This is a genomic window from Streptomyces tremellae (genome assembly GCF_039540215.1).
Lineage (GTDB): Bacteria > Actinomycetota > Actinomycetes > Streptomycetales > Streptomycetaceae > Streptomyces > Streptomyces tremellae.
Map to the genome: position 1 here is coordinate 1 of NZ_BAABEP010000040.1, position 12,273 is coordinate 12,273.

Annotated in this window: 9 protein-coding genes and 1 pseudogene; 6 read left to right on the forward strand and 4 right to left on the reverse strand. The window is 74.0% G+C overall.

Annotation, left to right across the window (positions count from 1 at the left end; genetic code table 11):
• The 4 genes and pseudogenes from ABEA77_RS23495 to ABEA77_RS23510 all read right to left on the reverse strand — a co-directional run.
• Positions 1-517: sigma factor-like helix-turn-helix DNA-binding protein (locus tag ABEA77_RS23495; protein ID WP_345651037.1), on the reverse strand; the 517-nt coding region annotated here is incomplete at its 3' end.
• Positions 478-576 (reverse strand): annotated as a pseudogene (locus tag ABEA77_RS23500) (SigE family RNA polymerase sigma factor); the annotation flags it as partial. The gene ABEA77_RS23495 and the pseudogene ABEA77_RS23500, both read right to left, overlap by 40 nt.
• Before the next feature lie 206 nt (positions 577-782).
• Positions 783-1,835, reverse strand: a complete 1,053-nt coding sequence (locus tag ABEA77_RS23505; RefSeq protein WP_345651040.1) for a cytochrome d ubiquinol oxidase subunit II — start codon at positions 1,833-1,835, stop codon at positions 783-785.
• Between the two features lie 47 nt (positions 1,836-1,882).
• Positions 1,883-3,289 carry a cytochrome ubiquinol oxidase subunit I gene (locus ABEA77_RS23510; protein WP_425588372.1) on the reverse strand — a complete coding sequence of 469 codons (1,407 nt, stop codon included), beginning with the start codon at positions 3,287-3,289 and terminating at the stop codon, positions 1,883-1,885.
• Between the two features lie 353 nt (positions 3,290-3,642).
• On the opposite strand from ABEA77_RS23510, the gene ABEA77_RS23515 reads away from it, so the two are divergent.
• From ABEA77_RS23515 to ABEA77_RS23540, 6 genes are all read left to right on the forward strand, one after another.
• The gene (locus ABEA77_RS23515; RefSeq protein ID WP_345651043.1) at positions 3,643-3,735 is read left to right on the forward strand and encodes an Ms4533A family Cys-rich leader peptide; all 93 of its coding nucleotides are present in this window, start codon (positions 3,643-3,645) and stop codon (positions 3,733-3,735) included.
• A gap of 160 nt (positions 3,736-3,895) precedes the next feature.
• Complete coding sequence (locus ABEA77_RS23520) at positions 3,896-5,614, forward strand: ABC transporter substrate-binding protein (protein WP_345651046.1); 1,719 nt, start codon at positions 3,896-3,898, stop codon at positions 5,612-5,614.
• A 16-nt stretch (positions 5,615-5,630) separates the two neighbouring features.
• A complete protein-coding gene (locus tag ABEA77_RS23525) occupies positions 5,631-6,665 on the forward strand; it encodes an ABC transporter permease (RefSeq protein WP_345651048.1) in 1,035 nt (344 codons plus the stop codon).
• Positions 6,662-7,651 carry an ABC transporter permease gene (locus ABEA77_RS23530; RefSeq protein WP_345651051.1) on the forward strand — a complete coding sequence of 330 codons (990 nt, stop codon included), beginning with the start codon at positions 6,662-6,664 and terminating at the stop codon, positions 7,649-7,651. Before ABEA77_RS23525 ends, ABEA77_RS23530 begins: the two co-directional genes overlap by 4 nt.
• 29 nt (positions 7,652-7,680) lie before the next feature.
• Complete coding sequence (locus ABEA77_RS23535; RefSeq protein WP_345651173.1) at positions 7,681-9,420, forward strand: dipeptide ABC transporter ATP-binding protein; 1,740 nt, start codon at positions 7,681-7,683, stop codon at positions 9,418-9,420.
• 352 nt (positions 9,421-9,772) lie between these two features.
• On the forward strand, positions 9,773-12,193 hold the full coding sequence (locus ABEA77_RS23540) for an ATP-binding SpoIIE family protein phosphatase (protein ID WP_345651052.1): 2,421 nt from the start codon (positions 9,773-9,775) through the stop codon (positions 12,191-12,193).
• Positions 12,194-12,273: the final 80 nt, after the last annotated feature.

Here is a 12,273-nt window from a genome sequence, read left to right on the forward strand (position 1 = left end):
GGTGCCGCGCACGGCGACGCGGCGGCGGCGCGCCGCGACCCGGCGGCGGATCTGCCGCATCCGGTCGGGCGGCGCGGTGAGCAGGGGGGGCGGCGCCGTTCAGGAGCGCGCGCAGCCGCTGTTCGAGTACGTCATCGGTGTCCCGCACAGGACGCGTCCCCCTCTCGGTCCCGTCTCGGTCCCGTTCGTCCGTGAGCTGCTCGCGCAGCACCCGCAGGGCCTTGGCCGTCCGGCTCTTGACGGTGCCGGGGCGGCAGCCGGGTAATTGAGCGGTCTCCTCGACGCTGAGGTCCTCGAAGAACCGCAGGACGACGACGGCGCGCTGCCTGGGCGGCAGGGCGTGCACGACCCGCGCGAGGGTGTGCTCCAGGTCGACGGCGGAGAACACGTCGGGGGGGCGGAGTCCGGGACCTCGCCGCGCCAGCGCCGCTGCCACCAGGAGGACAAGATGTTGACGAGCACCCTGCGCGCGTACGCCTCCGGGTTCTGGGCCGCTCTGCGCGGCCACCTGGGCCACATCCTCGCGAGCGCGGTCTGCAGCAGGTCCTCCGCGAGGTGCGCGTCTCCTGTGAGCATCCAGGCGGCACGCAGCAGCCGCGGTCCGCGCGCGGCGACGAACTCCTCGAAGTCCGCTGTTGTGGCCCTCACCGCCGCGCCCCCGCCGTCCTGTCCCTGTCGAGCAAGTGTCCTTCACCCCTGGTCAACCGGCCGGGGCGGGGATCGGGCTGCCCGGGGCCGCGGCTCTCTTGCGATGGCGCGCGGGGGCGGCCCTCGCACCGCGGTCAGGCGGTGCCGCCGCCGGGCTCGGCGCCGCCACCGGAACGCGGCCCGCGCGGACCGCCGGGCGCGGGGCCGCGCTGGAACGTCGCGTACAGCAGCCACAGGGACGGTACGAGCACCACGAAGCCGACGCCGACGGAGATCAGGCAGGCGACCAGCACGGACGTCTGGGAAGCGGTCTCCGCGACGGTGGTCGAGGGGACGAGCATGCGGGGGTACTGGGCGACGCCCCACGCCCACAGGATGGCCGCGACGGCGATCGCGGCCGCGCCCCGTGCGAGGACGTACCGGTGGCGCAGCAGCAGCGCCAGGTCCGCGAGGCCCGCGACGGCGCCGATGACGACGAGCGGCAGGGCGCGGTGGGTCAGGCCGTGGAAGAGGACGGGGGCGTCCCGGTCGAGCACGGCGATGCCGGCGAGGGCGACGGCGCCGCAGGCGAGTCCGCCGGCGGCGGACGCGCGGCGGAACTCGGCGGCGCGGACGGTGTCGCCTTCGCGCACGGCGTCCGCGCACAGATAGACGGCGGCGAGATGGGCGCAGGTCAGGACAGCGATGACGCCGCCGAGCGCGGAGGTCGGGTTGAGCCAGCTGGTGACGGTGTCCCCCTCGGCGATGCCCGGCGGTACGCGGCCGGAGGCGATGCCGCCCGCGACGGCGCCGAGGAACAGCGGGGTGACGACGGAGGACAGGGCGAAGCAGCCGCCGAACAGGCGCTGCTGCCAGACCGCCGTACTGGCCTTGCGGAACGCGAAGGCCGCGCCGCGCGCGATGATGCCGAGCGCGGTGAGGGTGAGCGGGATGTAGAGCGTGGACAGGACGGCCGCGAACACCGGCGGGAAGCAGGACCAGAGCATCACCAGCACGAAGATCAGCCAGACGTGGTTGGCCTCCCACACGGGTCCGATGCTGTGTTCGATCAGGGAGCGGCGCTGCCTGCCGCGGCTTGAGGAGCCCGCGAACAGGTCCCAGAAGCCGGCGCCGAAGTCGGCCCCGGCGAACAGGGCGTAGCAGGTGAGGCCCACCCACATCACGGCCAGCATCACGTCTGCGATCACGTACGCCTCCTGCTGCGGGGCCCGGCGGCGCTCGGCCGGGCCGGGGGTCAGACGACGGGGTACTCCTGGACGTCGCGCTCCTGCGGCGCGACGGGTACGGGGGTGGTGCGGGTGAGGCGGCGCAGGACGTACACGGTGCCCGCGGTCATCGCCGCGTAGACGAGCAGCACCACCCACAGGCCCGCCATCAGTCCGGGGGCGGGGTTGACGGCGTCGCTGACGCGCATGACGCCCCAGACGATCCACGGCTGGCGGCCCAGTTCCGTGACGCACCAGCCGCATTCGAGGGCGACGACCGCGGCGGGTCCCGCGAGCGCGGCGAGCAGCAGGAAGGGGCGGGTGCCGCGCGGGGTCAGCAGGGCGGTGCCGGTGCGGCGCGACCACCACCACAGGAGCAGCAGCCACACGCCCATGGCGAGCAGGAAGGTGCCGATGCCGACCATCGCGTCGAAGGAGAGGTGTACGCCGGTGACGGGCGGCCACTGGTCGCGCGGCACCTCTTCCAGGCCGCGTACGACGGTGCCCGGGTGGTAGCCGACGAGGAGGGAGAGGCCGTCGGGGATCTCCAGGCCGTAGCGCAGCCGCTCGCCGTCCGCGTAGCCGAGGAGGGTGAGCGGCACGTGGGAGCGGGTGCGGTAGACGCCCTCGATGCCGGCGAGCTTCATCGGCTGGTAGTGGGCGAGGAAGCGGGCGGCCCAGTCGCCTGCGGCGATCTGGAAGGGCGCGGCGACGGCGCCGAGGGTGAACGGGACGAGGAACCCGGTGCGGTGGTAGGTGTCGCGGCGGCCTCGCAGCAGCGCGACGGCGTACACGGAGGCGGTGAGGAAGCACGCCACCATCAGCGCCGCGAGGATCATGTGGACCGTCTCGGGCGGAGCCGCCGGGTTGATCATCGCGGCCCAGGGGTCGACGTGGTCGACCCTCCCTTCGCGGAGGGTGAAGCCGCGGGGCTGGTTCATCCACGCGTTGGCGCAGACGACGAAGAAGGCGGAGGCGACGCCCGCGACGACGATGGGCACGCCCGTCAGCAGGTGGGCGCGGGGCGGCAGCCGGTCCCAGGCGTAGAGGTAGATGCCGAGGAAGATCGCCTCGATGAAGAAGGCGAAGCCTTCGAGGGCGAAGGGCAGGCCGATGACCTGGCCGAAGCGACCCATCAGGCCGGGCCAGAGGATGCCGAGTTCGAAGCTGAGGATGGTCCCGGAGACGGCGCCGACCGCGAACAGCACCCCCATGGCGCGGGCCCACCGGCGGGCGAGCAGCCGGTGCTCCGGCCTGCCGGTGCGGACGCCGTACCACTCGACGCCGAGGGTCAGCAGCGGCAGCCCGACCCCGAGGCAGGCCAGCACGATGTGCCAGGCGAGGGAGAAGCCCATCTGGGCGCGCGCGGCGGACAGGTCCCCTGGCGACACGGAGGCGAGGGCCGAGGCGAGGCAGCGCGCGGCGGCCTCCGGCACGGGGTCGCAGGCCTGCGGCACGGGCGGCTCCTCACGACGGGCGGGTGGTGGGGGCCCGAGTGTAGGTACCGGCGGCGCACGCACCGCGCCGACACGGGCCGGCCCGCCCGGGGACGCCCCCATCCGCCCACCGGACCCCGCCGAGCGGCGGATGCCGCCCACCTCGGCGGTTCGGGGGCCGCGCGGCGGACGTGCGCCGGGTGCCGGCGGCGCGCACGTCCCGCGCCGGATGCCGGCCGCGAAGGTGGCGTGGACGCCGCCGGGACGCCGCAGGGCGTGAGCGTGGTCACGTTCCTGCGGTGCTGACCTGCACCGTTTTGACTTCCTTCGGACAATCGTTCAGTCTTCTCCGCATGACTGCTCACCGCCCCCTGCCGCGCGCCGCCTTCGCGCTGGCGCTCATCGGGGTGACCGGGCACTGCGTCGCCGACATCCTCTGTCGCTGACCGGCCCGCTTCCGCAGTCCCGCCACCGGCGTGCCCGGTGTGTGCTCCGCTGCGTTCCGGGCCCTTCCGCGGGCGCGGCGCTCCCCCTTCCTCCGGTCGGTCCTCCGCTGCTCCGTGGCTCTCTCCCCACGTCGTTCCTTGCAGTGAAAGGCCGTAGCCGATGTCCCGATCACCTCGCCCCCCACGCCGTACGGCGGCCGCCGTCGCGGTCACCGCGGCCCTCGCGGTCGCCGCCTGCGCGTGCGGCCCTGACAAGGGAGGCGATGCCGCGGGCGGCGGCGACGCGCCGAAGAAGGGCGGCAAGCTGCTCGTCCTCAACCAGACGCCGATGACCAACTTCGACCCGGCGCGCGAGTACACCTCGGGCGGCGGCAACATCCCGTCCCTGGTCTTCCGTACGCTGACCACCCGCAACCGGGCCGACGGCGCCGCGGGCAACAAGGTGGTGCCCGACCTCGCCACCAACACCGGCGAGCCGTCGAAGGACGCCACGGTGTGGACGTACCACCTCAAGAGCGGCCTGAAGTTCGAGGACGGCACGCCGATCACCACCGCGGACGTCAAGTACGGCATCGAGCGGTCCTTCGCGCCCGAGTTGTCGGGCGGCGCACCGTACCTGCGGGACTGGCTGGTCGGCGCGGCGGACTACCAGGGGCCCTACAAGGACAAGAAGGGCCTCTCGGCGATCGAGACGCCGGACGCGAAGACGATCGTCTTCCATCTCAACAAGCCCGAGGGCGACTTCCCCTACCTGGCGACGCAGACGCAGTTCACGCCGGTGCCCAAGGCCAAGGACACCGGGACCAAGTACGCGGACCACCCGATATCCTCCGGCCCGTACGAGGTCGTCAAGAACGAGAACAACGGCCTCGAACTGACCTTCAAGCGCAACCCGCACTGGTCCGCCAAGACCGACGGCCAGCGCAAGGACTACCCCGACACGATCGACGTGAAGGGCGGCCTCGACACGGCGGTCATCAACCAGCGGCTGTCGGCGGGCTCAGGACCCGACGCCGCGGCCATCACCACCGACACCAACCTCGGCCCGGCCGAACTGGCGAAGGTGACGGGCGACAAGGAGCTCGCCTCCCGCGTCGGCACCGGCCACTTCGGCGAGACCGACTACCTCTCCTTCAACCCGAAGGTGAAGCCCTTCGACAACCCGAAGGTGCGCCAGGCGATCGCGTACGCGATCAACCGCACCTCGGCGGTGAACGCGGCGGGCGGCTCCTCGCTCGCCGAGCCCGCCACGACCTTCCTGCCGAACCAGGCGGCCTTCGGCTACACGCCGTACGACCCGTTCCCCGCGGGAAAGAGCGGGAACCCGGCGAAGGCCAAGGAGCTGCTGAAGCAGGCCGGTTACCCGCACGGCCTCACCATCACGCTGACGCACTCCGAGAGCGACGCCAACAACTCGGGCCCGGCGATGGCCTCGGCCGTGCAGGGCGCCCTCAAGGCAGCCGGGATCACGGTCAAGCTGGACGGCCTCGAGGACAACAAGTACCGGCAGACGGTGCACGCGGTCTCCACCGAGCCCGGCCTGTTCTTCTCGACATGGGGCGCGGACTGGCCCTCCGGCGGTCCTTTCCTCGCCCCGATCTTCGACGGCCGGCAGATCGTCAAGGACGGCTCGAACTTCAACAACGCCCAGCTGGACGACGCTTCGGTGAACAGCACCATCGACCGCATCAACAAGCTCACCGACCACGCGGCCGCGGCGAAGCAGTGGGGTGCGCTGGACCAGCAGATCGGCGCCAAGGCGCTGACCGTGCCGCTGCTGCACCCGGTGTACAAGCGGCTCGTCGGCAAGGACGTGCGCAACGTGGTGATCAGCGACTGGACCGGGGTGCTCGACATCTCGCAGGTCGCGGTGAAGTGACGCGGAACCACCGGGCATGAGTACGGAACAACTCCTCACCGGCGACCCGGTGGCGGCGGTCTCCCCCGCCGCCGGGGCCCGGCAGGTCTGGCGGCGGCTGCGTGCGCAGCCCGCCGCCCTCGCGGGCGGGGCGGTCCTCGTCCTGCTGATCCTGATCGCGGCCGCCGCGCCGCTGCTCGCCGCGGCGGAGGGCCAGGACCCCACCACGTACCACGACGCCCTGGTGAACTCGGCCTCGGGCGGGGTGCCGACCGGGCCGTTCGGCGGGGTCAGCGGCGCGCACTGGCTCGGAGTCGAACCGGGCACCGGGCGCGACCTGTTCGCGCGCCTGGTGTACGGGGCGCAGGTGTCGCTGCTCGTGTCGGTCGGCGCGACGGTGGTGCAGGTGGTGATCGGACTGGTCCTCGGGCTCGCCGCGGGCCTCGGCAACCGGCTGCTCGACCAGGTGCTCGCGCACACCACGGACGTGATGCTCGCGCTGCCGACGCTGGTGTTCGCGATCGCGCTGATGGCGATCGTGCCGGCCGGCTTCCCGCGCCCGCTGCTGCTGATGCTGGTCATCGGGCTGCTCGGGTGGGGCGGCACGGCGCGGGTGGTGCGGGCCCAGACGCTGAGCCTCAAGTCGCTCGACTACGTGGCGGCCGCCAGGCTCGGCGGCTCGGGGGCGTGGCGCGTGGCCCGCAGGGAGCTGCTGCCGTCGCTCGCGGCACCGGTGGTGACGTACGCGGCGCTGCTGCTGCCCTCCAACGTGGTGAGCGAGGCGGGCCTCTCGTTCCTCGGGGTGGGGGTGCGGCCGCCGACCTCGTCGTGGGGGCAGATGCTGACGTCGGCCACGACGTGGTTCCAGGCGGATCCGATGTACGTGCTGCTGCCGTCCCTGATGATCTTCATCACGACGCTGTCGTTCGCGCTCCTCGGCGACGCGGTCCGCACCGCGCTCGACCCGCGTGCCGCGTCGCGGCTGCGCCTCGGCGGGCGTCGCCGGGGGGCCGCGCCGCCGCCCGACGGCGGCGCGGGAGCCCCCGCGGGCGGTACGGAGGCCGCGGCATGACGCGCTATCTGTTCCGCAGGGTGATCGGCGCGCTCGTCGTGCTGCTGGTCCTCTCGATCGTGATCTACGCGGCGTTCTACGTCGCCCCCGGCGACCCGGCGCAGCTGACCTGCGGGGCCAGGTGCAGCCCCGCGCAGGTGGAGCAGGTGCGCCAGCGCCTCGGCGTCGACGCGCCCTTCTACCTCCAGTACGCGCGTTTCCTCGGCGGCGTCGTCGCGGGGCGCGACTTCTCCACGGGCACCGGGGTGCTGCACTGCCACGCCCCGTGCCTCGGCGTGTCGTACCGGACCAGCGAGCAGGTCACGTCGCTCATCGGTGAGCGGCTCCCGGTGACGGCCTCGCTCGCGCTCGGCGCGATGGTGCTGTGGCTGCTGCTCGGCGTCGGCACGGGCCTGATGTCGGCGCTCCGGCGCGGCCGGTTCACAGAGCGGGCGCTGACCGCGCTGACGCTCGCGGGCAACGCGATGCCGGTGTTCGTCATCGGGCTGCTGCTGCTCGTGCTGTTCTGCTCGACACTCCAGTGGCTGCCCTTCCCCGACTACGTCTCGCTGACCTCGGACCCGCAGCAGTGGTTCTGGGGCCTGCTGCTGCCGTGGGTGTCGCTCGCCCTGATCGAGTCGGCCAAGTACGCGCGGCTCACGCGCTCCTCGATGCTGGAGACGCTGGCAGAGGACCACATCAGGACCTTCCGCGCCTACGGGGTCAGCGAGCGGCACCTGGTGACCCGGCACGCGCTGCGCGGCGCGCTGACCCCGGTGATCGCGCTCAGCGCGCTCGACCTGGGCACGATGTTCGGTTCCGCGGTGCTGACGGAGTCGCTGTTCGGGCTGCCCGGCCTCGGGCGGCTGCTGGTGGACTCGGTGGCGCAGATCGACCTGCCCGTGGTGGTGGGTCTCGTGCTGGTGACCGGGTTCTGCGTGGTGGTGGCGAACGCGGGCGCCGACCTGCTGTACGCGGTGATCGACCGACGGGTGGTGCTCCAGTGAGCGACAGTGCTTCCGGCGTGGGCGCCGGTGTGTCCGGTGCGGGCGCGGGACCGGGGGCCGGTGCCGCGGCGGCCCCTGGGCCGCTGGTCGAAGTCCGCGACCTGGTCGTGGAGTTCCCGACCGGGGAGGGTCCTGTGCGGGCGGTGGACGGGCTGTCGTTCGCGCTCGGCGCGGGCCGGGCCCTCGGCATCGTCGGCGAGTCGGGCTCCGGCAAGAGCACCGTCGCGTTCGGGCTGCTCGGCCTGCACCGTGACACCGGCGCGCGGGTCGGCGGCTCGGCCCTGGTCGCGGGTGTCGACGCGCTGACCGCCGAGGGCGACGACCTGCGCAGGCTGCGCGGCGGTCTCGCCGCGATGGTCTTCCAGGACCCCCTGTCCGCCCTCGACCCGTACTACGCGGTCGGCGACCAGATCGCCGAGGTGTACCGGGTGCACACGAGGGCGGCCCGCGCGGCGGCGCGGGCGCGCGCCGTGGAGGTGCTCGACCGGGTCGGCATCCCGGACGCGGCGCGCCGCTCGCGCGCGCGTCCACACGAGTTCAGCGGCGGCATGCGGCAGCGCGCGGTGATCGCCATGGCGCTCGCCTGCCGTCCCCGGCTGCTGGTCGCCGACGAGCCGACCACCGCGCTCGACGTGACGGTGCAGGCGCAGATCCTCGACCTGCTGCACGAGCTGCGCACGGAGACGGGCGCGGGGCTGCTCCTCGTCACCCACGACCTGGGGGTGGTGGCGGGCTCCGTCGACGACGTCCTGGTGATGCGGGAGGGCAGGGCGGTGGAGCGCGGCACCGTGGAAGAGGTGCTGGGCGCGCCGCGCGAGGCGTACACGCGGGAGCTGATCGCGGCGGTGCCGCGCGCCGACGTGCCGGCCGCCCGGCCGGTGCGGACGGTGGAGGCCGTGCGGGAGGTCCGGGACGGCGCAGCCTGCGCCACCGACGCGGCCGGCGGCGAGGTACTCCTCGAAGCGTCCGGCCTGCGCAAGGAGTTCGGGCGCGGGGCCGGACTGGTCCCCGCGGTCGACGGGGTGTCCCTGACCGTCGGCAGGGGCGAGACGCTGGGCGTGGTCGGTGAGTCGGGCAGCGGCAAGACCACACTGGGCCGCATGCTGGTCCGGCTGATCGAACCGTCCGCCGGTGGACTGCGCTACGGGGGACGGGAGATCGGGCACCTCGGCGAGCGGCAGCTGCGGCCGGTGCGGCGTGAGCTCCAGATGGTCTTCCAGGACCCGGTGTCGTCGCTCAACCCCCGGCGCAGCATCGGCGAGTCGATCGCCGACCCGCTGCGGGCCGCGGGCGCCCTGGACGACAGGTCCGTGCGCGCCCGGGTGCGGGAGCTGCTCGACCGGGTCGGCCTCGACCCGGCGTGGTATGACCGCTATCCGCACGAGTTCTCCGGCGGCCAGCGCCAACGGGTCGGTATCGCGCGGGCGTTGGCGCCCGAGCCGAAGCTGGTGGTGTGCGACGAGCCGGTCTCGGCGCTCGACGTCACCACGCAGGCGAACATCGTCGGGCTGCTGGGCGAGCTGCAGCGCGAGCTCGGCCTCTCGCTGGTGTTCATCGCCCACGACCTGGCGGTGGTGCGGCAGGTCAGCGACCGGGTGCTGGTGATGCGGGCGGGCCGCGTGGTGGAGGAGGGTCCCGCGGACCGGGTCTACGAGTCGCCGGAGCACCCGTACACCAAGGGTCTGCTGGCCGCCGTCCCGGTCCTCGACCCGGCGGAGTCCGAGGCCCGCAGGCTGGCCCGCGCGGGCGGCGGACCGGCAGCGGGGTGAGCGCGGCGGGGTGAGCGCGAGGCGCTGCTCCGCGCCGGCCACCGCGCCGCGTGCCGCACGGAAACACCTCGTGTGGGCGGCCCGCGGTCTGGGCACCCGTCTGCGGGGCGGCGCGGGCCCCGGAAGCGGGACCCGCCGCACGGGAGCCCGCGGGAAGCCCGGACGCGCCGGTCCCGCGGTCGGCTGCCGGGCGGCGCCCTCACGGTCCGCGACCGCGGCGGCACGCGCGGCGTCCGGCCACGGACCGGCGCGGCCGGCCCGCCCGGCGGGCGCCCCCGCCGCTCCGGATTCAAGGTTGTGACATATCGGGTTAAAGTTGAGAAAACTCTCTCGCCTGGCGAGAGGAGCCAGCGTGGAACCTGACGAGGGCAGCGTCCTTCGGGGGGGATTCCGGATCGAGTCCGTCGCCGTCGCCGTACTGGACGGGGAGGGCACCGTGGTGTCCTGGTCCGCCGAGGCGGCCCGACTCTTCGGACGCGGCACGGACGACGCGGTCGGCCTGCCGCTGTGGGAGATGGTCTCCCCGTCCGGCACGTGCCGGACGGTCACCCTTGCCGACACCGTAAGGACCGGGCGCGGCGCGGCCGGGGGCCGGGACATCACCTACGGTGTGGTGCCCGTGCCGCCGCACGGCCACCGGGTGCTGATCGCGCTGGCCTCGGGGACGGCCGCCGAGTGGGCCCAGGGCATCTCGTTCTTCCAGGCGCTGCTCGCGCAGGACCGCATCGGCGTGGCGATCCACGACCAGGACCAGCGGCGGCTGCGCGCCAACACCGCCCCAACGGTGCTCGCGGGCTCCTCCCCGCAGGGCGAGGACTGGGCGGCCCGGCTCTACGAGCCCGACGCCGAGACCATGCGGCGCCTGCTGACGGACGTGCTGCGCACCGGTACGCCCGTCGTGAGCAGGGTGCAGCCGCTGCGCCACGCCGACGCCCCGGGCGCCCCCTCCCCCGTCGCTTCGGTGTCGGCCTTCCGGCTCGACGACGGCGACGGCTCGCCCGACGGCGTCGCCGTCCTCACGTATGACGCGACGAAGGAGAACAGGGACCGCAGGCACCTCGCGCTGCTCCAGAAGGCCGCCGAGCTCATCGGGCCCTCCCTCGACATCAGGCGCACGGCGCAGGACCTGGCGGACGTGCTCGTGCCCGAGCTCGGCAGCTTCGTGACGGTGGACCTCGCGGAGGGCGTCCTCGCCGGCGAGGACCCGCCGCAGCTGCTCGGCTGGACCACGCCCGGCCTGACCAGGACCGCAGTGGCGGGCGAGGCCGGCGACCGGTCCTTTCAACTGCTGCGGCCCGGGGACGTCTATCCGCCGCTGCCGGAGACCGTGCAGACGCAGCGCCTCGAACAGGGCAAGCTGCTCACCCTCACCCGGGAGCAGGTGGCAGCGGAGCTGGGCTCCGAGGAGCTGGCGCGGCGGTTCATCCCCGAGGGCGCCACGTCGGTGGCGGTCGCGCCGCTGCTGGCCAGGGGCTTCGGCCTCGGAACGGTGTCGGTGTGGCGGACCGACCAGCCGGAGCCGATGGACGGCGACGAGCTGGTCCTGCTGACGGAGATCGTCTCAAGGGCCGCGCTCGGGCTCGACAACGCGCGCCGCTACGCGCGCGAGCACCGGGCCGCCGTCTCACTCCAGGAGCGGCTGCTGCCGCGCGCAGCCGCCGACATGGCGGCGGTGGAGACCGAGGGCACCTACCGGCCCGCGACCGGCGGCGCCGACATCAGCGGCGACTGGTTCGACGTGGTCGGCCTGCCGTCGCTGCGGGCCGCGCTGGTGATCGGCGACGTCATCGGGCACGGGCTGCCCGCCACGGCCACCATGGGCAGGCTCCGCACCGCGATCCTCACGCTCGCCGACCTCGAACTGGAGCCGGCCGAGGTGCTGACCCGGCTCGACGACCTGATCCAGCGACTCGCCGCGGAGACGAGCGCCGAGCAGAAGGACGCGGTGGGCGCCACCTGCCTGTACGCGGTCTACGACCCGGTCGCGGGACGCTGCACGCTCGCCAACGCGGGGCAGCCGCCGCCGGTCCTCGTCTCGCCGGACGGGAGAGCGGAGTTCGTCGACGCGCCGCCAGGACCTCCGCTCGGCGTCGGCGGCGTGCCGTACGAGTCGGTGACCCTCGAACCCGCGCCCGGCAGTGTGCTCACGCTGTTCACGGACGGCCTGCTCGCCCTCACGGACTTCGACGCGGACGTGGGCCTCGAACGGGTCAGGGACGGGCTCGCGGAGTCGTGGCGCCCGGACACCGGCCTGCGGGACTTCGGCGACCGGCTCCTCGGCACCCTGGGCGACCGGCAGCCTCGCGACGACGTGGCGCTGCTGATGGCCCGTACGCGGGTCGTGCCGCCGTCGGACACCGTGATCTGGCAGCTGCCCGCCGATCCCGAGGCGGTCGCCCAGGCGCGCAAGCTCGCCGACGAGCAGCTCGATGCCTGGGGCCTCGGGCAGTTGAGCCTGACGACCGAGCTGATCGTGAGCGAGCTCGTCACCAACGCGGTGCGCTACGCCGGCGGCCCCGTCGGGCTGCGGCTGATCCGCTCCTCCGTGCTCATCTGCGAGGTCTCCGACCCGAGCAACACGCAGCCGCGGCTGGTGCGCGCGGGCGACACGGACGAGGGCGGGCGCGGTCTCTACATCGTGGCGCAGTGCGCGCAGCGGTGGGGCAGCCGCTACGGCCGCAAGGGCAAGACCATCTGGACCGAGCAGTCGCTCGGCGACGGGGCCGCGGGGTTCCCCGTGGTGGGCGACGAGGCGGGTTTCCCCCTGGGCTGAGGCGGGTTCCCCCTGGGCTGACGCCCACGGCGACGCCCCGGCCCTTCCCCACCGGGCCACGCGCGGGGCGCGGGCGGCGT